Source organism: Tateyamaria sp. syn59 (assembly GCF_007995245.1).
Classification (GTDB): domain Bacteria; phylum Pseudomonadota; class Alphaproteobacteria; order Rhodobacterales; family Rhodobacteraceae; genus Tateyamaria.
In genome coordinates this window covers 367106-389672 of the sequence record NZ_VCBA01000003.1, presented here as the reverse complement: position 1 = coordinate 389672, position 22567 = coordinate 367106, and the positions used below count along the sequence as shown (strand labels likewise).

Annotated in this window: 20 protein-coding genes; 12 read left to right on the top strand and 8 right to left on the bottom strand. The window is 62.4% G+C overall.

Going from position 1 to position 22567, the window contains the following annotated elements:
* Positions 1-86: 86 nt before the first annotated feature.
* From xdhA to FD715_RS07875, 9 genes are all read left to right on the top strand, one after another.
* On the top strand, positions 87-1472 hold the full coding sequence (gene xdhA, locus FD715_RS07915; RefSeq protein WP_147107737.1) for a xanthine dehydrogenase small subunit: 1386 nt from the start codon (positions 87-89) through the stop codon (positions 1470-1472).
* On the top strand, positions 1469-3808 hold the full coding sequence (xdhB, locus tag FD715_RS07910) for a xanthine dehydrogenase molybdopterin binding subunit (RefSeq protein WP_147107734.1): 2340 nt from the start codon (positions 1469-1471) through the stop codon (positions 3806-3808). The genes xdhA and xdhB overlap by 4 nt, the downstream gene beginning before the upstream one ends.
* Positions 3801-4724, top strand: a complete 924-nt coding sequence (gene xdhC / locus FD715_RS07905) for a xanthine dehydrogenase accessory protein XdhC (protein WP_147107732.1) — start codon at positions 3801-3803, stop codon at positions 4722-4724. Before xdhB ends, xdhC begins: the two co-directional genes overlap by 8 nt.
* Entirely contained in the window at positions 4721-6235 is a 1515-nt protein-coding gene (locus tag FD715_RS07900) for an ABC transporter ATP-binding protein (protein ID WP_147107729.1), read from the top strand. Before xdhC ends, FD715_RS07900 begins: the two co-directional genes overlap by 4 nt.
* Before the next feature lie 57 nt (positions 6236-6292).
* Entirely contained in the window at positions 6293-7375 is a 1083-nt protein-coding gene (locus FD715_RS07895) for an ABC transporter permease (RefSeq protein ID WP_147107726.1), read from the top strand.
* The gene (locus FD715_RS07890) at positions 7375-7635 is read left to right on the top strand and encodes a hypothetical protein (RefSeq protein WP_147107724.1); all 261 of its coding nucleotides are present in this window, start codon (positions 7375-7377) and stop codon (positions 7633-7635) included. The genes FD715_RS07895 and FD715_RS07890 overlap by 1 nt, the downstream gene beginning before the upstream one ends.
* Before the next feature lie 5 nt (positions 7636-7640).
* Positions 7641-8561: an ABC transporter permease gene (locus FD715_RS07885; protein ID WP_147107722.1), complete on the top strand. Its 921-nt coding sequence runs from the start codon at positions 7641-7643 to the stop codon at positions 8559-8561.
* Between the two features lie 33 nt (positions 8562-8594).
* The gene (locus tag FD715_RS07880; protein WP_147107720.1) at positions 8595-9671 is read left to right on the top strand and encodes a BMP family ABC transporter substrate-binding protein; all 1077 of its coding nucleotides are present in this window, start codon (positions 8595-8597) and stop codon (positions 9669-9671) included.
* A gap of 81 nt (positions 9672-9752) precedes the next feature.
* A complete protein-coding gene (locus FD715_RS07875; RefSeq protein WP_147107717.1) occupies positions 9753-10142 on the top strand; it encodes a tautomerase family protein in 390 nt (129 codons plus the stop codon).
* A 6-nt stretch (positions 10143-10148) separates the two neighbouring features.
* On the opposite strand, the gene FD715_RS07870 is transcribed toward FD715_RS07875, so the two are convergent.
* The 4 genes from FD715_RS07870 to FD715_RS07855 form a co-directional block, all read right to left on the bottom strand.
* Entirely contained in the window at positions 10149-10874 is a 726-nt protein-coding gene (locus FD715_RS07870; protein ID WP_223274778.1) for a hypothetical protein, read from the bottom strand.
* Between the two features lie 113 nt (positions 10875-10987).
* A complete protein-coding gene (locus tag FD715_RS07865; protein ID WP_147107714.1) occupies positions 10988-11227 on the bottom strand; it encodes a YdcH family protein in 240 nt (79 codons plus the stop codon).
* 12 nt (positions 11228-11239) lie between these two features.
* Positions 11240-12115 (bottom strand): polyphosphate kinase 2, encoded by an 876-nt coding sequence (gene ppk2, locus FD715_RS07860; RefSeq protein WP_147107711.1) that lies wholly within the window; start codon positions 12113-12115, stop codon positions 11240-11242.
* Positions 12116-12169: 54 nt separating this feature from the next.
* On the bottom strand, positions 12170-12850 hold the full coding sequence (locus FD715_RS07855) for a DUF2461 domain-containing protein (RefSeq protein ID WP_189799435.1): 681 nt from the start codon (positions 12848-12850) through the stop codon (positions 12170-12172).
* Between the two features lie 292 nt (positions 12851-13142).
* Between FD715_RS07855 and FD715_RS07850 the strand changes: the two genes are divergently transcribed.
* Genes FD715_RS07850 through FD715_RS07840 form a run of 3 tightly spaced genes read left to right on the top strand, consistent with a single transcriptional unit; the run spans position 13143 to position 15909 of the window.
* Positions 13143-14069 (top strand): aldo/keto reductase, encoded by a 927-nt coding sequence (locus tag FD715_RS07850; RefSeq protein WP_147107705.1) that lies wholly within the window; start codon positions 13143-13145, stop codon positions 14067-14069.
* The gene (locus FD715_RS07845; protein WP_147107702.1) at positions 14066-15121 is read left to right on the top strand and encodes an FAD-binding oxidoreductase; all 1056 of its coding nucleotides are present in this window, start codon (positions 14066-14068) and stop codon (positions 15119-15121) included. The genes FD715_RS07850 and FD715_RS07845 overlap by 4 nt, the downstream gene beginning before the upstream one ends.
* A gap of 17 nt (positions 15122-15138) precedes the next feature.
* The gene (locus FD715_RS07840) at positions 15139-15909 is read left to right on the top strand and encodes a GH25 family lysozyme (protein ID WP_147107699.1); all 771 of its coding nucleotides are present in this window, start codon (positions 15139-15141) and stop codon (positions 15907-15909) included.
* An 85-nt stretch (positions 15910-15994) separates the two neighbouring features.
* On the opposite strand, the gene FD715_RS07835 is transcribed toward FD715_RS07840, so the two are convergent.
* The 4 genes from FD715_RS07835 to ggt form a co-directional block, all read right to left on the bottom strand.
* Positions 15995-18493: an FAD-dependent oxidoreductase gene (locus tag FD715_RS07835; RefSeq protein ID WP_147107696.1), complete on the bottom strand. Its 2499-nt coding sequence runs from the start codon at positions 18491-18493 to the stop codon at positions 15995-15997.
* 200 nt (positions 18494-18693) lie between these two features.
* On the bottom strand, positions 18694-19326 hold the full coding sequence (locus tag FD715_RS07830) for a spondin domain-containing protein (RefSeq protein WP_147107692.1): 633 nt from the start codon (positions 19324-19326) through the stop codon (positions 18694-18696).
* A complete protein-coding gene (locus FD715_RS07825) occupies positions 19310-20719 on the bottom strand; it encodes an FAD-binding oxidoreductase (RefSeq protein ID WP_147107689.1) in 1410 nt (469 codons plus the stop codon). The genes FD715_RS07830 and FD715_RS07825 overlap by 17 nt, the downstream gene beginning before the upstream one ends.
* Positions 20720-20746: 27 nt before the next feature.
* Positions 20747-22528 (bottom strand): gamma-glutamyltransferase, encoded by a 1782-nt coding sequence (gene ggt / locus FD715_RS07820; protein ID WP_147107686.1) that lies wholly within the window; start codon positions 22526-22528, stop codon positions 20747-20749.
* Positions 22529-22567 lie beyond the last annotated feature (39 nt).

Here is a 22567-nt window from a genome sequence, read left to right as displayed (position 1 = left end):
TCCGCTGACAGCCCGCCCTTCGGTCTACGCCGCATCGACCGAGGGGCCGCATCAGGGGCGTTGGTACCGCGGCAGGCACATATAACATGCGCACGACCTTTCTTCTGAACGGAAGCGAGATCACGGCGGACACTTCCCCGACAACGACACTTCTGGACTGGCTGCGCGAGCGCCCCGGCCTGACCGGCACCAAGGAGGGCTGCAACGAAGGCGATTGCGGCGCCTGTTCGGTCATGGTGACAGATGCGAGCGGCGCACGGGCGCTCAATGCCTGCATCCTGTTCATGCCGCAGCTTGAGGGCAAGGCGATCCGCACGGTCGAGGGGATCGCCGCCCCGGATGGCACTTTGCATCCTGTCCAGCAGGCCATGATCGAGCACCACGGCAGCCAATGCGGCTTCTGCACGCCGGGGTTCATCACGACGATGGCGACGGCGCACCTGAACGGCGAGACGGACCATGACACGGCCCTTGCGGGCAACCTTTGCCGTTGCACGGGCTACGCACCCATTATACGCGCCGCCAAGGCCGCTGAAACAGCGCCGGTCCCCGATCATGTAAACGACACTCCCCTTCTTCTGACTGAAAATACCACGGGGGAGGCTCCAACGGAGCCGGGGGCAGAGCCCCCAACCATGCCCGAGGCCCTCGCCACGTGGATGAGTGAAAATCCCGGCGGCACGCTGATTGCAGGTGCCACGGATGTGGGCCTGTGGGTGACGAAGGATTTCCGCGATCTGGGACCCGTGGCCTTCCTGAACCGCATTCCGGCGTTGAGTGGTGTTGAGGTCGGTGTCGAGGAGATACGGATTGGTGCGGCGACCACGCTGACTGACCTGCACGGTGTTATGGCCGAGCATCACCCCGCTTTTGCCGAGCTGATCCGCCGCTATGGCTCGGTGCAGGTGCGGAATGCGGCGACCATTGGCGGCAATGTGGCTAACGGCTCGCCCATCGGGGATGGCTCACCCGCCTTAATCGCGCTTGGGGCCACGCTGCATTTGCGGTCCGTCGATGGTGTGCGAGAGATGCCGATCGAAGATTTCTTCATCGACTATGGCAAGCAGGATCGGGCGGAGAACGAGTTTGTCGAGGCGATCACAATTCCTCGACAGAATGATCATCTGCGCTGCTACAAGCTGTCGAAACGGTTCGATCAGGATATCTCGGCCGTCTGTGGCTGTTTCTGGATCGAGGTCGAGGACGGAGAAGTGCGCGAGGTGCGCCTGGCCTTTGGCGGGATGGCAGGCACGCCCAAACGTGCGCTGCGTGCCGAGGCTGCGCTGCGGGGCATGCCATGGACAGACGCGACGGTGGCCAGTGCGATGCAGGCAATGACGCGGGATTTCACGCCGATGTCCGACATGCGGGCCTCTTCCCAGTATCGGATGGAGGCGGCGCAGAACATGCTTCTGCGTGCATGGCTTGAAGATCAGGGGCAGGCCACAAACGTTTTGGAGGTGCGGGCATGACAGTCGCAAAACCTCTGCCGCACGATGCCGCCCATCTGCATGTGACCGGAGCCGCGCGTTATGTGGATGACACCCCGGCACCGGCGGGCACTTTGCATCTGGCTTTTGGCATCAGTGACGTCGCCCGCGGGCAGATCACGGCGATGGATTTGGAGGCTGTGCGGGCTGCAGAGGGCGTCGTCGCCGTTCTGGTCGCCGATGACCTGCCGTTTGCCAATGACGTCTCGCCCTCGGCCCATGATGAGCCTTTGCTGTCCGACGGGTCGGTGCACTATCTGGGCCAGCCCCTGTTTCTGATCGTCGCCCGCTCGCATTTGGCAGCGCGTCATGCGGCGCGGTTGGGCAAGGTCGAGATTGCGGAAGATGACCCGATCCTGACCATTGATCAGGCGCTGGCCGCAGGCACACGGTTCGAAGACGGCCCGCGCATCTATGCCCGCGGCGATGCCGCTGCGGCCATGGGTGGGGCAGAGCACCGCCTTACGGGGTCGTTCCAGATTGGCGGGCAGGAGCACTTTTATCTTGAGGGTCAGGCCGCATTGGCTCTGCCGGGGGAGGATGGGGACATGCACGTCATCTCCTCCACCCAGCACCCGACCGAGATTCAGCACAAGGTGGCCGATGCCCTTGGCGTGCCCATGCACGCCGTGCGTTGCGAGACACGGCGGATGGGCGGCGGCTTTGGCGGAAAGGAGAGCCAGGGCAATGCGCTGGCCGTCGCCTGTGCCGTGGCCGCGCGGCTGACGGGTGCCCCCTGCAAGATGCGCTATGACCGCGATGACGACATGGTCATCACCGGCAAGCGGCATGATTTTCGGATCAACTATGACGTGGGCTTTGACGATGCGGGTCGCATCACCGCGCTGGACGTGCGCCAGTATGTGCGTTGTGGTTGGGCGATGGACCTGTCTCTGCCCGTGGCCGACCGGGCAATGTTGCATGCGGACAACGCCTATTGGTTGCCCGATGTCCGGATCGAGAGCCATCGGCTGCGCACCAATACGCAGAGTGCAACGGCATTCCGCGGGTTTGGCGGGCCGCAGGGCATGTTGGGGATGGAGCGGATCGTGGACCATGTGGCGGGCCATCTGGGGCTTGATCCGCTGGCGGTGCGGTTTGCGAATTTTTATCAAGGGGGGCTGTCTGCCCCCCGCGCCGATGGCGCTCCCCCCGAGGATTTTTTGAAAACAGGGAAGACTTATCAGACAACGCCCTATGGGCAGGAGGTCGATGACTTTATTGGCGATGCCTTGGTCGCGCAATTGCGCGAGAGTGCGGACTACGATGCGCGGCGGGCGGCTGTGGCAGAGTGGAACGCCGCGAACCCGGTGCTGAAGAAGGGGATTGCGCTGACGCCGGTGAAGTTCGGGATTTCTTTTACCCTGACGCATTTGAACCAAGCCGGTGCGTTGGTTCATGTTTATGCAGACGGGTCGATCCATCTGAACCATGGTGGGACCGAGATGGGACAGGGGCTGTTCCAAAAAGTGGCGCAGGTAGCTGCGAGCCGATTTGGCGTGCCGCTAGAGATGGTCAAGATCACCGCGACCGACACGGCCAAGGTGCCCAACACCTCAGCCACGGCGGCATCGTCGGGCAGTGATCTGAACGGGATGGCGGTGAAGGCCGCCTGCGACACCATTCGAGATCGGATGGCTGAACATCTGGCGCAGTTGCACCAGGTGCGCCCGGATGAAGTGATCTTTGCCGACGGACGGGTGCGTGCGGGGGCCGAGGAGTACAGCTTTGCTGATGTGGCGGAGATGACATACATGGCCCGCATCAGCCTGTCGGCGACCGGGTTCTACAAGACGCCTGACATCAAATGGGACCGGATCAAGGGACAGGGCCGGCCTTTTTTCTATTTTGCCTATGGCGCAGCCGTGACGGAGGTGGTGATCGACACGCTAACGGGTGAGAACTGGATTTTGCGCGCCGACATCCTGCATGACGCGGGGGCCTCGCTGAACCCGGCGCTGGACATTGGCCAGATCGAAGGCGGCTATGTCCAGGGCGCGGGTTGGCTGACGACCGAGGAGCTGGTCTGGGACGATGCGGGCCGTTTGCGCACCCATGCGCCGTCGACCTACAAGATTCCCGCCTGTGCGGACCGGCCTGACGTGTTCAATGTGGCACTCTGGGATGGTGAGAATCGGGCCGACACGATCTATAAATCCAAGGCCGTGGGCGAGCCGCCATTGATGCTGGGGATTTCGGCCTTTCTCGCGCTGAGCGATGCGGCAGCGGCCTGTGGGCCGCACTATCCGGACTTGCAGGCCCCCGCAACTGCCGAAGCTGTGTTGAGAGCGGTGCACACCGCGCGTGGCGATGTTTGATCGCGCAGGTCTGATTGCCGCCTGCGCGGCGCATGGCCGTGTGGTGCGCGTCGTGGTGGCACATGTGCAGGGGTCGGCCCCGCGTGAGGCGGGCGCGGCGATGCTGGTCTGGGACGGCGGGCAGTCGGGCACCATTGGTGGCGGTGCGCTGGAGTTTGAATTGGCGGCGGCCGGGCGCAAGTTAAAGCGGGACACGCGCAGCCGTCACGCGCTTGGGCCGGACCTTGGGCAGTGCTGTGGTGGGGCCGTTGAGGTTTTGTCGGAAATCTACGACCTGAACCGCGCCCGCGCCCTGCCCCATGATCTGGTGGCGCGGGGGCCGGACCCGATGCCCCTGTCCATCAAGCGGATGATGAAGGCGGCGCGCAATCAGGGCACCCTGCCCGCATCGCAACTGAAAGACGGCTGGATGATCGAGCCGGTGCGCCCGGAGGATCAGGAGGTCTGGATCTGGGGCGCGGGTCACGTGGGCCGTGCGCTGGTCGATATTCTTCGCCATGTGCCGGGGCATCGGTTGACCTGGGCCGATACCGGGCCTGAGCGGTTTCCCGAAGATGTGCCGGACGCGGTGACCACGGTGCCTGCCGTGGACCTGCCCGCGCTGGCGGCCCATGCGCCCAGAGATGCGCATCACCTGATCCTGACCTACGCCCATGATATTGACCTTGGCCTGTGCCATGCCCTGCTGACCCGTGGTTTTGCCACTTGCGGGTTGATCGGGTCGAAAACAAAATGGGCGCGCTTTCGCAAGCGGTTGACGGAATTGGGACACGCTGCGGATGAAATTGACCGCATCACCTGCCCGATTGGCGATCCTTCCCTTGGCAAGGACCCGCATTTGATTGCGATTGGGGTCGCCTATCGGCTAGCACAGTCCACGCAGACCATACCGCTACGACTGGAGACCCGTGCGTGAGCCCCCTTTTGTCCCTGAACGGGTTGACCAAGGCCTATCCCGGCGTTGTCGCCAACGACGACGTATCGTTGGAGATCGCACCCGGTGAAATCCATGCGTTGCTGGGCGAGAACGGAGCGGGCAAGTCGACGCTGGTCAAGATGATCTATGGGCTGGTGAAGCCGGATGCCGGTGTCATGCAGATGAACGGTGCAGGCTTTGCGCCCGCTGATCCGCGTGCGGCCCGTGCGGCGGGTGTGGGCATGGTGTTTCAGCATTTTTCGCTTTTTGACGCGCTAAGCGTGGCGGAGAATATCGCGCTGGGGATGGAAACACCGCCGCCTATGCGGACGCTGGCGGCGCGTATTCGTGAGGTGTCGGAGACCTATGGGTTGCCCCTGTCGCCAGATCGGGTGGTGGGCGATCTGTCGGCGGGTGAGCGGCAGCGGGTCGAGATCATTCGGTGTCTTTTGCAGGACCCAAAACTGCTGATCATGGACGAGCCGACCTCTGTACTGACGCCGCAGGAGGTGGAAATCCTTTTTGAAACCCTGCGCAAGCTGAGCGCCGAGGGGACAGCGATCCTGTATATCTCGCACAAGCTGGAGGAAATTCGCGCGCTTTGTGATGCGGCGACAATCCTGCGGGGCGGACAGGTGGTGGGTACCTGCGTACCGCGTGACACCTCGGCCCGGGCCATGGCGGAGATGATGGTGGGCAGTTCGCTGGCCACGCCAAAGGCAGCGGCCCATGCGGCAGGCGAGGTGCTGTTGTCCGTGACGGGATTGTCGGTGGCATCGCCGTCGGCCTTTGGCATGTCTTTGAAGGACCTGTCCTTTGACGTGCGCGCGGGCGAGGTGCTGGGCATCGGTGGCGTTGCGGGCAACGGGCAGGATGAATTGCTGGCTGTCTTGTCAGGCGAGTTACCCTGCGGGCCAGGGATGGTACGGTTCAAGGGGGATGATCTGGCCAAGGCAGGGCCGGAAGCGCGGCGCGGTTTGGGTGTGTTGGCAGCCCCCGAGGAGCGGCTGGGCCATGCCGCCGCGCCGAATATGTCGCTGACAGAGAATGCCATGCTGACCGGGGCTGCGCGCGAGGGGCTGGCGCGGCGGGGGATGCTGGACTGGCGGAAGACCCGTAGCTTTGCGGAGCGGATCATTTCGGGCTTTGACGTGCGCACGCCGGGGCCTGAGAACGCAGCGCGGTCGCTGTCTGGCGGCAACCTGCAGAAATTCGTGATCGGGCGCGAGGTGTTGCAGAAGCCGGAAGTGCTGGTTGTGAACCAGCCGACTTGGGGGGTGGATGCGGCGGCGGCGGCGGCCATTCGGCAGGCCTTGCTGGATTTGGCGGCGGATGGGTCCGCAGTGGTCGCTATTTCGCAAGATCTGGACGAGCTGATGGAAATCTCGGACCGGTTTGCGGCACTGAACGAGGGGCGCTTGAGTGCGCCGCGTGCCACGGCTGGGTTGGATGTGGAGCAGATCGGTTTGATGCTGGGGGGTGCCCACGGGATGGAGGTAGCGCATGTTTGAGGGTGCGGGAGCCTCCGGCGGCGGTTTATTTGGCGAAATGAAGCTGGGGATGTTTGGATGATCCGGATCGAGGCGCGGCCGCAGCCATCGGCCGTGATGGCCTATGCCACGCCTGTGCTGGCCGTCGTGCTGACCATGATCTTTGGCGGCGCGCTGTTTGCGGCCCTGGGCAAGGATCCGTTGCAGGCCATTGCGACGATTTTCTGGGAGCCGATCTTTGGCGAATTTGCGTTCTTTTACCGGCCTCAACTGCTGATCAAGGGCGCGCCGCTGGTGCTGATCGCGATCGGGCTGGCGCTGGGGTTTCGGGCCGGTATTTGGAATATCGGGGCTGAGGGGCAATACATCGTAGGCGCCATTTGTGGTGCGGGCGTGGGACTGGCTTTTTATCCGACTGAGAGCGTTTTGATCTTTCCGCTCATGGTGCTGGCCGGGGCCTTGGGCGGTTGGGCCTGGGCGATGATCCCGGCGGTGTTGAAGGTGCGCTTTGGCACCAACGAGATTCTGGTATCGCTGATGCTGGTCTATGTGGCCGAGCAGTTGTTGGCATCCATGTCATTGGGATTGCTGAAGAATCCCGAGGGTTTTGGCTTTCCCGGCTCGCGCAATTTGCAGCAGTATCCGTCAGCACATAACGCTGAGATCATTGCGGGCACCGGCATGCACTGGGGTGTTGTGGCGGCGCTGATTGCCGTCATCTTTGCGTATGTTCTGCTCACCTGGCACCGGCTGGGCTTTGCCATTCGGGTGACGGGTGAGGCGCCGCGGGCGGCCAAGTTCGGGGGCGTCAATCCGGGGCGGTTGGTGCTGTTTTGTCTGGGCACTTCGGGTCTGTTGGCAGGGCTGGCGGGGATGTTCGAAGTGGCCGGGCCCGCGGGTCAGATCAGCATTGATTTCAATGTGGGCTATGGGTTCACGGCCATCATTGTGGCCTTCCTCGGCCGCTTGAACCCGCTGGGGATCGTGGCGGCGGGGTTGTTGATGGCGCTGACTTATATCGGTGGCGACATTGCGCAGTCGCAGTTGGGCCTGCCAGCGGCGGCCATTCAGGTGTTTCAGGGGATGCTGCTGTTTTTTCTTTTAGCGCTCGATCTGTTAACCAACTACTGCGTTCGTTTTGGCCGAGCGGAGGTGGCGTGATGGCGAAAGGCTTGGAAAATGCCGTCGCGATGATCGTTGGTGCGGTGATTGTACCGGCGCTTCTATGGTTCCTGGTTGATCCGACGTCTCTGCTTTGGCCAGCAATGAATTGGAACCTGTTACTCCCGGTCATTGCTGTGCTCGTGATCGCCGGCATTTCGGCGTCAAGCAATGTGCCCCGGAAGACATGCCGCATATTGGTTTTGGCAGCACTCGGTTTGCTGGTGACCAGTTTCGGAACTCTCTTTTCGATGGTGTGACTGACATGGACCTGTCTTCCATCAACCCCATCCTCCTGATCGCAGCCATGATCGCGGCGGCCACCCCCATCCTGCTGGCCGCCATCGGAGAACTGGTCGTCGAGCGCGCCGGAGTTCTGAACCTTGGGGTCGAGGGGATGATGATCACGGGGGCCGTTTGCGGGTTCATCATTGCGGTGAACACCGGCTCGCCCACCGTTGGCTTTCTCGCCGCTGCCGTCGGGGGCGCGGTGCTGTCGCTGCTGTTTGCCTTTCTCACGCAGGTGGCGCTGGCCAATCAGGTGGCCTCTGGCCTTGCGCTGACCCTCTTCGGCCTCGGGCTGTCTTCGCTCATGGGGCAGTCCTATGTGGGCATCAAGCCGCCGCGGGCGGAGGCGACGCCGCTGGGGCCGTTGGCCGACATTCCGGTGATCGGGCCGATCATCTTCGGGCATGACCTGATGGTATATCTGGGCCTCGGCATCGTCGCAGGCACATGGGCGGTTCTGAAGTTCACCCGTATGGGACTGATTCTGCGCGCGGTCGGGGAAAACCACGATGCGGCGCACGCCTTGGGCTACAAGGTCAAGCGCATCCGCACGCTTGCGATCCTCTTTGGCGGGGCCTGTGCGGGGTTGGGCGGGGCCTACATCTCGCTCATCCGCGTACCGCAATGGACCGAAGGGATGACCGCCGGTGTGGGCTGGATCGCCCTCGCCCTTGTCGTCTTTGCCTCGTGGAAGCCGTGGCGCGTACTGCTGGGTGCTTATCTTTTTGGCGGAATTACCCAGCTCCAGTTGAACCTGCAAGGCGCGGGCGTTGCCATTCCGGTCGAGTATTTGGCAATGTCCCCCTACATCGTGACGATCATCGTTCTGGTGATTCTGAGCGCAGACAAATCCCGCGCCCCCGGCTCACTGGGGCGCACATTCCACGCCTCGGGATAAGAGGCGCACACCTAAATGGGGAGAACACCGAAAATGAAATTCACGACACTTGTGGCAAGTGCCGCGCTGGCGCTCGGGCTGGCGGGCGGCGCACTGGCCGATGATCCGACCAAGGTTGGCTTTGTCTATGTCGGACCTGTCGGCGACGGCGGCTGGACCTTTACCCACGATCAGGGCCGCCAAGCAGTAGAGGCAGAGTTTGGCGATGCGGTCGAAACCGTCTTTGTAGAAAGCGTGGCCGAGGGCCCGGACGCCGAGCGCGTGATGACGCAGATGGCGCTGGATGGGGCCGACCTGATCTTTACCACGTCCTTTGGCTACATGGATGCGACCAACAACGTCGCGGCCAAGTTTCCGGATGTGAAGTTCGAGCACGCGACTGGCTACAAGCGTCTGCACCCCAACGTGTCCACGTACTCTGCCCGCTTCTACGAAGGCCGTGCCGTGCAGGGCCACATCGCGGGCAAGATGACCGAGAGCAATATCATCGGCTACATCGCGTCCTTCCCGATTCCCGAAGTGATCCGTGGCATCAACTCTGCCTATATCCACGCCAAGAAGGCGAACCCGGATGTCGAGTTCAAGATCGTCTGGGTCTACACTTGGTTTGATCCGGCCAAGGAAGCGGATGCCGCCAAGGTGCTGATCGAACAAGGCGCTGACGTCGTTCTGCAACACACCGACTCCACCGCTCCGCACGCTGCGGCTCAAGAGGCGGGCGATGTCGTCACCTTCGGCCAGGCGTCGGACATGTCCGCCTATGCACCGTTCCCACGGGTTAGCGCGCTGCTGGACGTTTGGGGCCCCTACTACGTCGCACGGACCAAGGCCGTTAAGGATGGCACGTGGGAGAGCGGCGACACGTGGCACGGCATCGGTGACGGCATGGTCGGCATCGGCGACATCACGGATGCTGTTCCGGCGGAGGTGAAGGAGGAGGCGCTCGCCCTCAAGGCGGCCCTGTCGGACGGATCGTACCACGCCTTTACCGGCCCTCTGAACAAGCAGGACGGCACGCCGTTCCTCGCCGATGGCGAGACTGCCGATGACGGCACGCTCGCGGGCATGAACTTCTATGTCGAAGGGCTCGAGGGCGAGATCCCGCAGTAAGCCACGCCTTGCCAGACCAACATCTCAGGCCCCCGGTTTCGGGGGCCTTTGCTTTTCGTCCGATCGGAAAGGACCAAAACCATGCCATTCAACAAACTTCACGTGCCGAAAGCCCTCACGCCCGAGATGTGCCAGCAGATCAACCGAAACCTGCACGCCGCCCTTGTGGAGACCTGCGCCGTCAATCCCGATGATGATTTCTGCCTGGTCTGCCGGTATGAGCCGGAAGATATGGCGTTTCATCCCGCCTTCCTAGGGCCACGCGACCCGGCAGCCACCATAGTCATCGAAATTGCCCTGCTGGGCGGACGAACAGATGCGCAGAAAGAGGCGCTTTATGCCGACATCCGCACTCGGCTCGACGGCATCGGGTTCCCGCCCGAAAACGCGATCATTTTTCTGATCGAGAATGCGGCGATTGACTGGTCCTTTGGCCCACAGGGGTCGGTCAAGACCGTGCTCGGCCTGTGACCCTGCCTATTGCGCGAAAATCCGGACCATCTGCGCATCAAAATGCGCCCAGGTCATCGTCGCCTTGTTCCCGGCATAGCCGTGGTAGTGCGAGCGGCCCGTATCATTCGGCAGCCCCGCCCAGATCTTGGCCAGGTTGTTCATAAAGGCAACGCGGTCCATCTCCCCGGCAAGGAACGGCTGCAGCCCCGCATCAGCCAATAGTATATCGGCCAACTGGTCTTGCACCTGTGGCGTAAAGCGTTGCTGCGGATTGACACCTGCCTGCTTGACCAGCCGCCGCAGGGTCGGCGGGATGAACTGGTAGCGTCCAATGGCGTGGGGCTGTCCGGGTGTGTCATCGATCCAGTCATAGATCTGCTGGATCGTCAGCCGCGTCGGATCGGCGGGCGGCTTGATCGTAGCGCCGTACTGCACGGCGTCGTACCCCTTGGAGCCCGCCTCTGCCTGCGCGATCAGCGTGCGCAGCCGGGCCACTCGGTCTTTGGCCGGATAGCTACGCAGCGCTTCAAGCTCTTCGGGATCGGGCAGCGCAAACAGACCCGTTTCGGATCGTCCGGCAAACAGGCTGGGACCGGAGTGCCGAGGCAGCGACGTGTCAGCGCGCACAATCAGCGGCGATGCCTGGGGCACCAGGCTGGCCCGACTGGCCATCGGCAGCGCATCTGCCCACGCAAGGGCCGCCTGCCCGATCAACGCCACACATGCCAAGACACACCAAATCCACCGCATCGCAACCCCATTCTGAAATCATCGCGTGTGGTGGTTTTGGCCGCGACACCTAAACACGAGGTTGCCGCGCCGCCCCGATCTGAGGGGAATTTACATCAAATGCTATCTACCGCTCAGGATGCCTTGAGTATGGCGTAAAGCTCGTCCTTAAGCCCCATGCGCTTCTTGCGCAACTCCTGCACATGCTCATCCGACATCGGTTCTACATCCGTCTCGGCCCGGTGCACCAATCCGTTGATGGCATCATACGTGTCGGCCAGGCGCGCGAAATGGGCATCGTTCTGGCGCAGACGCGAGATACGCGCCTTGTGCTCGGGAAAGTCGCTGGCCAGGTCATGAGGCGTGTGTGACATCGACGTTCTCCGTCAGCTCTTGCGGGATTGCGGATGCAGCGACGCGGCCAGGATGTGCTCTGCGCTGTGCACGGCGGTATCGGCGTGCTGCACGATCAGCGGGTCAGGCGCGGTGGCCACGGTCAGATCTTTGTCCGGATACTCAAGCCCAGCCAGAAAATGCTTCATGCAATTGATCCGCGCGCGCTTCTTGTCGTTGGACTTGATCACGGTCCAGGGCGCGTCGGCCGTGTCGGTGTAGAAAAACATCGCCTCTTTCGCCTCGGTGTAATCATCCCACTTGTCGAGGCTCGCACGGTCAATGGGCGACAGCTTCCACTGCTTGAGCGGATCCGTCTTGCGCGCCTCAAACCTGCGGCGCTGTTCATCGCGGGTGACCGAGAACCAGTATTTGAACAGCTGTATGCCCGACCGGGACAACATCCGCTCAAACTCGGGCGTCTGGCGCATGAATTCGAGGTATTCGTTGGCCGCACAAAAGGACATCACCCGTTCCACGCCTGCGCGATTGTACCACGACCGGTCATAGAGCACGATCTCGCCCGACGTTGGCAAATGCTTGACGTACCGCTGAAAAAACCACTGGCCGCGCTCTTCATCCGTGGGTTTGTTCAGGGCGACGACACGGGCCGCACGTGGGTTCAAATGCTCCATGAACCGCTTGATCGTGCCACCCTTGCCAGCGGCGTCGCGGCCCTCGAACAGCAGAACGAATTTCTGACCAGTCTCCTGCACCCACAGCTGCACCTTGAGCAGCTCAACCTGCAAGGCCGCCTTTTCCGCCTCATATTCCGCGCGGCTCATCTTGTCAGGATAGGGGTACTGGGCGGTGTCAAAGGCCTGCGCGGCCGATGAATTGGTGGTCAACACTTCAACAGGCTGCGCCATGGGTCGTCTCCTTCTGATTATGGTCAGAAGGCAAACACCATGTGTCTCAGTCCGTCATTGATGTGTATCAATGTGTAATCTTTTGTCGAAGATCGTCCATACGGGCATCAAGGTCTCAACGCGGGACAACGTGGCCTTGACCACCCCCGTCTCGCGCCAGTCGTCCGGCATGGCTCCTGACACAGCCAGCGCCTTGCGCTTCAGCAGATCGGCATGGGGGTGATCCTGATCATAGGGCTTAGGCACCCGCTTGAGCGTTTCAGGCCCCCAATCGCTGATCTCGGCACCGCCTTCGGCAGCCCGATCCAACGCCTCCTGGAGTCCATCGCCCCACTTGTCCACGAAAGCCCGGTAACGGGTCAGCGCTTCGCCCTGCAAACCCATGATCCCCATGCCCAACATGAAGTAATTCTGCGACAGCCCCCAGAACCATGATGGCGCCAGCGGGTCCTGCACCGTCGGCTGCCACATGATGTGCAGATGCGTGTTGAGCGGTGTCTTGTCCTTGGAAAAGCGCACATCGCGGTAGATGCGGAACACCTTGGGTTTGTGAGGCTTGCCGGTGATGCGGGCGACATCCTCGGCCATCAGATCGGCAAAGAACCCGGCAGGACCGGCAATGGCCTCCCTGTAATGCGCCTTATGCGGTTCGAACCACTCTTTGGTGTTGTTCTTTTCCAGCTTGGCAAAGAAGGTCAGCGCCTCGTCCACCATCTGCTCAAACCCATCGGCCATGCCACATCCCTCCATCTATTGCCGCGCTTTACCTATCGCGCGGTCTGGCACAATCCACCGCAGGCTGGTGCCAGTTTCCGGCAGTGGCCGCCATTTACGCTTTGGTAACAAACCCCACCGCATGGTGCGTTAACCACGCCCAAGGTGCATCAGGGGGTGTACGGGGGGTGCACAGGGGGTGCGCGCCCGGTGCCCCTCGCAAATGCAGGCCATTAAGGGATTTCCGCCCGATTCCCGGCGTGGGCCGTGTTAACCGTTGCGCGTACGGTGCCCCCGTGCCACGACTTGGCCCATGATTACGTCCCTGAATGGCACCCCGCTTTCGCCCTTTACCTTTGGCACCATGCAGTTCGGCGGACGCGCCGACGCTGCCGAAAGCCGAGCGATGTTTGACGCCGCCCGCGCGGCCGGGATCACCCATTTCGACACGGCATATGTCTATACCGGCGGCGCCTCCGAAACCCTGCTGGGTGAGATGGCGCGACAGTATCGTGAGAGCCTGATCATCGCCACCAAGGCGGCCTACGAAGGCGGATCAGGCCGCGACAACATCCTGACGGGCTTCGCCACCTCGCAGCAGCGGCTTCAGATGGATATGGTCGATATCCTCTACCTGCACCGCTTCGACGACGACACGCCGCTACAGGAAACCTTCGACGCGCTCGCGACCCTCAAACACGAGGGGCGCATCCGTTACATCGGGGTGTCAAACTTCGCCGCATGGCAGGTGATGAAGGCGCAAGCAGTCGCGAACCAATTCGAAGTCCGCATCGACATCATCCAGCCCATGCACAGCCTGGTGAAACGGCAATCGGAAGTCGAGATCTTCCCCATGGCCGTCGATCAGAGCATTGAAATCGCACCTTATTCCCCTCTGGGCGGCGGCTTGCTAACGGGCAAATACGCAAGTGGAGGGACTGGGCGTCTCACCGAAGACAATCGCTACGCCGCGCGCTACAACGTCGAATGGATGCGCGAGGCGGCGGTGAAACTGACTGCGCTGGCGTCCGATCTGGGCACCAGCCCCGCAACCCTCGCCGTGGCCTGGGCCATGGCGCACCCTGCCCGCCCGCGCCCCATCATCTCCGCCCGCTCTGCAGAGCAATTGGCACCATCGCTGGCAGCACTCGACTTCGATATGACGGCGGACCTCTACGACCAGATCACAGGATTCAGCGTCACCCCGCCCCCCGCGACCGACCGGATCGAGGAAGCGTGACCGACATCATCGTCATCGGTGGCGGCATCGCAGGCATCTCCGCCGCTGCACGTCTGTCCGAAGGAGCGAATGTCACCGTACTGGAGGGCGAAAGCGCGCTCGGCTACCATGCCTCGGGCCGCTCCGCCGCGCTCTTTGAAGAGAACTACGGCCTGCCGCCCGTCGTCGCGCTGAACAAGGCCAGCGCCGAATATCATAAACCCTATCTCAGCCCCCGCGGCTTTCTGCTGATGGCCCGCGCCGGCGAGGACACCCAGTTCGAAGCGGACGCCAAAACCCTGAAATGCCCCGAGATTTCAGTGGACGAGGCCCGCGCGCACGTCCCCATCCTGAACGGCTCAATCACCCGTGCCGCCTACCATGCCGATGCATGGGACATCGACACGGACCGTATGATTCAGGATTTCGCAAGGACCGTGCGCTCCAATGGCGGGCAGGTTCTGACGGATCGTAAAGTAACTGAAATCAAACATGAAAAACGCTGGATCGTCCGTTGCGGTAACGAAGTCTTAACCGCCGACCTGCTGGTCAACGCCGCGGGCGCCTGGGCCGACCAGATCGCGGCACTCGCCGGTGTCGCACCCATCGGCATCACACCCCACCGCCGCTCCATGGCCCGCCTGCCCGCGCCGGGCGGCCAAGCCGTTGATAACTGGCCCATATTTTTCGGCGTGGGCGAAACCTGGTACGCCAAACCTGACGCCGGAAAACTGCTCGTCTCCCCCGCCGACGAAGACGCGGTCCAGCCTCACGACGCTTGGGCCGACGACATGGTGCTGGCCGAGGGTCTCGACCGCTACGCCCAACACGTAACCGAACCCGTCACCCGCGTCGAAACCACCTGGGCCGGCCTGCGCAGCTTCGCCCCGGACCGCTGTTTGGTCCTTGGCCGCGACCGCCAAGTGCCTGATTTCATTTGGTGCGCAGGCCAGGGCGGCTACGGCTTCCAGACGGCCCCGGCGGCCAGCCAACTCCTCGCCGACATCGTCCTCGGCCAGCCTCCGCAGATCGACGCCACCACCATCAATTCCCTGTCGCCAGCCCGCTTCTGAGCGGCTAGGCTCAGCCCATGTTGATACGCCATTTGATGCTGGCCGCGCTGGTCCTCGTGACCGCCTGCGGCGCCCCCGCCCCAACCCCTTTCACCGGCCCTATGGTCATCGGCGACACTGACCCCGTCCGATTTTCCGGCCGCCAACCAACCACTTACCCGGTCCAGGGCATGGACGCCGCCCGCTTCCAGACCAGCGTCGATTGGGAGCGCGCCAAAGCCGTCGGCATCGAATTCGTGTTCCTCAAGGCCACCGAAGGCGGCGACCTGCTCGACCCCGCGTTTCAAGACCACTGGCGCGGCGCAGGCCGCGCCGGGATCAAGCGCGGCGCCTACCACTTCTACTATTTCTGCACCGCACCCGAGGTGCAGGCGCAATTCTTCATCCGCACCGCCCCCAAAACCCGCGGCAGCCTGCCGCCCGTGCTCGACATGGAGTGGAACCCTTTCTCCCCCACCTGCCAACGCCGCCCGGATGCGGCCACAGTTCAGGACGAAATGCGCCGCTGGCTTGACCTCGTGACCGCGCACTACGGCCAACGCCCAATCATCTACACCACGCCCGGCTTCTACGAGGACGCGCAGCTAAACACCTTCAAAGGCTACGAATTCTGGCTCCGAACGACAGCCAAAACGCCAGCCGAAGCCTATCCCGGCCAACCCTGGCGCTTCTGGCAGTACACAGCGACCGGCACCCTGCCCAACACAGCGGGATCGGTCGACATCAACGCCTTCAACGGCTCGACCGCGGATTGGGAGGCGTGGCTGGACCGCCGCACCATCCGCTAAAGCCATTTCTTCTGGCTAACAATACTTCGGGGTCTGGGGCAGAGCCCCAGCCGGTCGCCGCAGCGCAAGCGCGGCGAAACCGCTCCTACCCGTCCTTTCGGATCACCTCGTTCTTGGGATCATATGGGCTGTCCTCGACCACCTCAGCGTCCCAAAGCTGATCGAACATCTTGACCTTCAGCTTGGTCCCCGGCACCGCCAATCCGGGCGTCACATAGCCCATCCCAATCGACTTGCCGAAGGCTACCGAATACCCGCCCGAGGTCAAACGCCCCACGCGCGTCTCGCCATCATACAGCGCCTCCCGCCCCCAGGGGTCCGCATCCTGTGGCCCATCGACCAGCAGAGTCACGCATTTCGACCGCACCCCGATCTTCTCCATCGCCGCCTTGCCATGGAAATCCTTGGACAGATCAACAAAGCGCGGCAGGTCGGCCTCAATCGGCGTCGCATCGCGGCCCAGCTCAGTGCCAAAGGCGCGATAGGATTTCTCCTGCCGCAGCCAGTTCTGCGCCCGCGCACCGACCAGCTTCATGCCGTGCTTCTCACCGGCTGCAACCAGTTGATCCCACAGGTAATTCTGCATCTCGATTGGGTGGTGCAACTCCCAGCCAAGCTCGCCAGTATAGGCCACGCGGATCGCGCGCACGGGGCACATGCCCAGCTCAATGTCCCGATAACTGAGCCACGGGAACCGCTTATTCGACAGCACTGTGGACGGGTCCGCATCCTTCACCAACGCATTCAGCACATCGCGCGACTTCGGTCCGGCAATTGCGAAGACACCCCACCTCGTCGTCACATCTTCTTCATTGATGCGGCCAAACTCGGGCTCCTTCTCCATGATCGCCTTGTAGAGATAATCCTGGTCATAGGCGTGCCACGCCCCCGCCGAGACGAGGTAATAGTCATCCTCGGCCAGCCGCACGATGGTGTATTCCGTCCGCGTTGTTCCTGCCGCAGTCAGCGCATAGGTCAGGTTGATACGCCCCACCTTGGGCAGCTTATTCGTTGTGAACCAATCGAGGAAAGCTGTCGCCCCCGGCCCGGATATCCGATGCTTGGTAAAGGCCGTGGCGTCGATCAAGCCCACTCCCTCACGGATCGCTTTCGCCTCCTCGACCGCGTATTGCCACCAGCCCCCACGACGGAACGACCGTGCATCATGGTCGAAACTGTCCGGCGCATTCAAAGGCCCGTAATAATTTGGCCGCTCGAACCCGTTCACGCAACCGAATTGCGCGCCCGCTGCTTTCTGCCGGTCATAGGCCGGACCGGTACGCAACGGCCGGCACGCCTCGCGCTCTTCGTCGGGGTGGTGCAGGATATAGACATGCTCGTAGCATTCCTCGTTCTTGCGCGCGGCATACTCGGTCGTCATCCACGACCCGTAGCGTTTGGGGTCAAGCGAGGCCATGTCGATCTCGGCCTCACCCTCGACCATCATCTGGGCAAGGTAGTAGCCAGTGCCACCCGCCGCCGTGATGCCGAAGGAAAACCCTTCGGCCAGCCACATGTTCTGCAATCCCGGCGCAGGCCCAACCAGCGGGTTGCCATCGGGAGTATAACAGATCGGGCCGTTGTAATCGTCTTTCAAACCAACGGTTTCCGAGGATGGAATCCGGTGGATCATGGACATGTACTCTTCCTCAATCCGCTCCAGATCGAGGGGGAAAAGATCCGCCCGGAAACTGTCCGGCACGGCATACTCAAACCGTGCAGGTGCATTGCGCTCGTAGGGGCCAAGAATCCAACCGCCCCGCTCCTCGCGCACGTACCATTTGGCATCCGCATCGCGCAAAACCGGGTGCTCTGGATTGGTCTTGCGCCATTCGACCAGCGCTGGGTCCGGCTCTGTCACAATATACTGATGCTCAACCGGAATGGCCGGGATCTTGATGCCCAACAGCTGCGCCGTGCGCTGCGCATGGTTGCCCGTCGCCGTTACGACATGCTCGGCATGGATCACGATCTGCTCGTCCGAAGGAACAAGGTTTCCGCCCTTCTCAACCATCTTGGTGCAGGTCACATCCCAATGGTCGCCGGTCCAGTGATAGGCATCCACCTGCCACTTCCGCTCAATCAAAACACCGCGCTGCCGCGCGCCCTTGGCCATCGCCATAGTGACGTCGGCGGGGTTAATGTAGCCATCTGTCGGGTGATAGATCGCGCCCTTCAGATCCTCGGTCCGCACCAGAGGGAACCGCTCCTTGATCTGCGCCGGGCTCATCCACTCATAAGGCACGCCGCAGGTCTCGGCAGTCGAGGCATAGAGCATGTATTCGTCCATGCGCGCATCTGTCTGGGCCATGCGGAGGTTACCCACAACGTAGAAACCGGCATTCAGGCCAGTCTCTTCCTCAAGCGTCTTGTAGTACTTGATCGAATAGTCGTGGATGTGGGTGGTCGCATAGGACATGTTGAAATACGGCAAGAGACCGGCAGCATGCCAAGTGCTTCCGCTGGTCAGCTCGTCGCGTTCCAGCAACATGACATCGTCCCAGCCCGCACGGGCCAGATGATAGGCAATCGATGTGCCCACTGCCCCACCGCCGACCACTAGCGCTTTCACATGGGTTTTCATGTCCCGACTCCCTTGCAAACCGTCTATGCCGTTCTAGGCAAAGCGCACAGCCACCGCGGCAGCAAGCCGACCGGTCACAGCGGAAAAACGACGCCCGCCACCAGTCCACCCTTCTCTGTTTCAAAAAAATCCTGGGGGAGCGCGGCACGCGCGGGGGCAAAGCCCCCTAAACAATGGTGTCGCCGGCAGCGCCCTTTGGATCACCGCAGCCGAGTAAATATCGCGTGGCCAATGGGCTTCAAACCATCGGGAGTTAGAAAGTCCGGATGGGCCAGCAGACGCACCGATTGCCGCGGCTGGGTGTCGATATTTGGTCCGGTATGGTCCGGACCACTGTCCGCGCCAGCGTCCCAGGGCCACAAAGTGACCGAGACACTGTCTTGCCAGACCTCATCGACGCGGAGACTGACGCCGCTCGCACCAGAAAACCAGTCGGGGCTGGGCGCCAGCATGGTGGCAAAGGAGATGTGGTCCAGCCTGTAATCGAGCGTCAGTTCAAATGAAAACGCACCGGGGCTTGCAATGCCCGGCAGGACCATATGCGCGCCGACGCGGCCCCGCCTGCGCCCCTCCGCCAACTCCGCCTCCAGCACGCTGACACGGCCGTTCGTGGCAACCAGCGCCAAGCCGCTCGATGCCGTATCGCCGTCCCGAAACAGGCTGTAGCGGGACGAATGCGCGAAAGCGATCAGGCGGCTCCAATGCGCGTCGAGCCGGGGGTCCGACCAGTTGAATGTTACATCCACCCGGTATTGTGCGGTGTCCTGCGCCGCGGCCACGTTGCCGAGCACCAGCAGGATGGCACAGATGAGGGCCCTAGCGCCGCGGACCAAAGATCTTGCCCGGGTTCATTATGTTTTGCGGATCAAGCGCGGTCTTGATCGCCGCCATATACTCGACCGTCGCCCCAAGCTCCTTGATCAGATAGGGCATCTTGCCCTGCCCGATCCCGTGCTCGCCGGTGCAGGTGCCGTCCATGCGGATGGCCTCGTCCGCCAAATATGCGGTGAACTCTTCGGCCCTGCGGACCTCGTCGTCATTGTTCATGTCGATCAACACAAGAGAGTGGAAGTTTCCGTCCCCCACGTGACCGACGATGGGTGCCAACAAATCCAGCTCGGCCGCTTTGGCTTGCGCGCCTGTCACCGCTTCGGCCAGGCGCGAGATGGGCACACAAACATCCGTCGAAATGCCCTGCGCGCCGGGGCGCAATTGCAGGGTTGCCCAATACAGATCATGTCGCGCCTTCCACAGCTTGTTGCGCTCTTCCGCTGTGGCTGTCGCGGCAAAATCCGTCCCGCCCACATCTTCCGCGATGGACCCGAACATCTCTGCCTGTTCGATCACGCCACTGTCCGAGCCATGGAATTCCAGCAGCAACAACGGCGTCTCCGGCAGGTCCAACCCCGCATAGGCATTGGCCGCCTTCACGTTCAATTCATCCATCAACTCGATCCGCGCCACCGGGATGCCGTACTGGATCGTCGTCATCACCGCCTGGCAGGCTGCGTCAATGGATGGGAAGGACATGCGTGCGGCAGAGATCGCCTCGGGAATGCCCTGCAGCTTCAGCGTGATCTCCGTGATCAGGCCAAGTGTCCCCTCCGACCCGATCAAAAGCCGCGTCATGTCATACCCCGCAGAGGTCTTTTTGGCCCGCTGCGCGGTGCGAATGATGCGCCCGTCGGCCATCACGGCCTCAAGGCTCAGGATGTTGTCCTTCATCGTGCCGTAGCGCACGGCGTTCGTGCCTGACGCTCGGGTCGACGCCATGCCACCAAGCGACGCATTCGCGCCAGGGTCGATGGGAAAGAACAGACCACGGTCGCGCAGATAGGTGTTCAACTGCTCTCGGGTGACACCCGGTTGCACGACGCAATCTAGGTCCTCGGCATTGACGGCAAGGATCTTGTCCATCCGGGTCAGATCGACGGACACGCCGCCGGCGGGCGCGTTCACGTGCCCCTCGAGCGATGTTCCGGTCCCGAAGGGGATCACTGGCACTTCATGGATGGCACAGACCTTGATGATGTCCGACACCTCCTTGGTCGACGTCGGAAAAACCACCGCATCCGGCGCCTGCGCCCGGATCCACGTGGTGGAGTGGGCGTGCTGGTCCCGCATCGCCTGCCCGGTGTGGAACCGGTCGCCGAACTGCTGCTTGAGGATGCCAAGCGCGGTCGCGATCCCCTTCTCGTTGCGTGGCAGATCTATAGCCTGCGGCATGCTTTTTCCTCCCTCAATGCGTCGGCGTCAGTCGCCCAGCGCGATCCCTTCGCGGCGCGGGTCGGCCCCACCTTGCAGCGTTTCGCCAATCTCAATCGCATGCAGGCCCGAATTCAACCCCCGCACGTTCACTTCAAAGCCAAGTGCTTCCAGTTCCGGAGCAAGGTCAGCAGCGGATGTGCCCTCTTCGAAATCGTAAGTGCCAAAGCGGTTCACAGCATGCGGCAGACTGATCGCCTGCTGCACGTCCATGTCCCAATCCATCCAGGCAATGATGGACTTGGCGGTGTAGCCGATGATCCGGCTTCCGCCGGGCGAGCCGATGGCCAGAACGGGCACATCATCCTTCATCACGATGGTGGGCGACATGGAGGACCGCGGGCGCTTGCCCGGGGCCAAGGCGTTGGCGATGGGCACGCCGTCCACATGGCTGCGGAAGCTGAAATCGGTGAGTTCGTTGTTCAGAAGGAACCCATGCACCATGAGGCGCGCACCGAATGCGTTCTCGATTGTCGTTGTCATTGAAGCGACGTTACCAAAGCTGTCCACAATCGAGATGTGCGACGTCGATGGCAGCTCGAGGCTCTCGTCATCCGCCCAATTGCTGCTGTGATCAAAGGCTGGGTTGCCTGGTGCAACCTCGGTTAGGGCCGCGTCGCCGCCCAGCAAGGCAGCGCGATCAGCAAGATAGGCGGGATCGACCAGACCGGCGGTGGGCATGGGCACATGATCGCTGTCGGCCATAAACCGGCCCCGATCTGCAAAGGCGAGGCGCGATGCATCACCGATCAGCCGCCAGCTTTCGGGGTTTTCAGCACCAAGCTCGGCCAGATCGTAGCTGTCGAGCATGCCAAGGATTTGGCCCACGGTCAGCGCGCCGGACGAGGGCGGCCCCATGCCACAGACATCATGTTCGCGATAGGTGACGCACACCGGCGCCCGTTCCTTGACCTCATAGACGGCGAGATCGAGTTCGGACAGAACGCCCGGATTGCTGGGCGCAAACTGGACCGCCGCCATGATATCCTGCGCGATCTTGCCGACATAGAAGGCGTCCGCCCCCTCAGCCGCCATCAGGCGGAGTGTGTCCGCGTAGGGTTGATTTTTGAGGGTCGTTCCCGCAGCCAACGGCGTTCCGCCTGGCAGGAAATAGTCCGCCGTAACCGGAAAAGTGCTCAGCCGCTCGGCATCTCGTTCGATCATGGCTGCAAGGCGCGGTGACACCTCAAATCCGTTTTCGGCAAGGTCAATGGCCGTATCAAACAGGATGGACCAGTCCAGGCCGCCCCACCGCAGATACGCTTCCTCCAACAAGGCCGGAGTGCCCGGTGTGCCAACCGACCGACCGCCCACAACGGCATCGAAAAAGCCCATCGGCTCGCCGTCCTCGGTCTGGAAAAGCTGCGGCGTTGCCGCCAGCGGCGCTGTTTCGCGCCCATCCAGCGTCGTCAGCTCCCCGGTTTCGGCATCATACCAGACCAGAAATGCGCCCCCTCCCAGGCCGGATGACTGCGGCTCGACAAGACCCAGCACAAGCTGGACGGCGATCAGGGCATCCGCAGCCGTTCCCCCCTTGGCAAGCACTTCGACACCAGCCTGAACGGCAAGCGGGTTCGCCGCGGCGACCATGTAGGTGTCTGCAGTGACAGGTTGCCCGGCATCCTTGGCCTCTTGCGCGGCAGCAATAGCTTCGGTCGTTGCGACGGCTGCGCCGGTTGTCGATCCTTCGGGCTGGACGGCATCGGCCGCTTGCTGGGCCATCGCGGCCCCCGCGATGAGGGTGAGGGCAACGGTCAGGGAAAAGCGCATCGGGTCCTCCTTTGGCGCAGGCATGCAATCGGTTTAGCG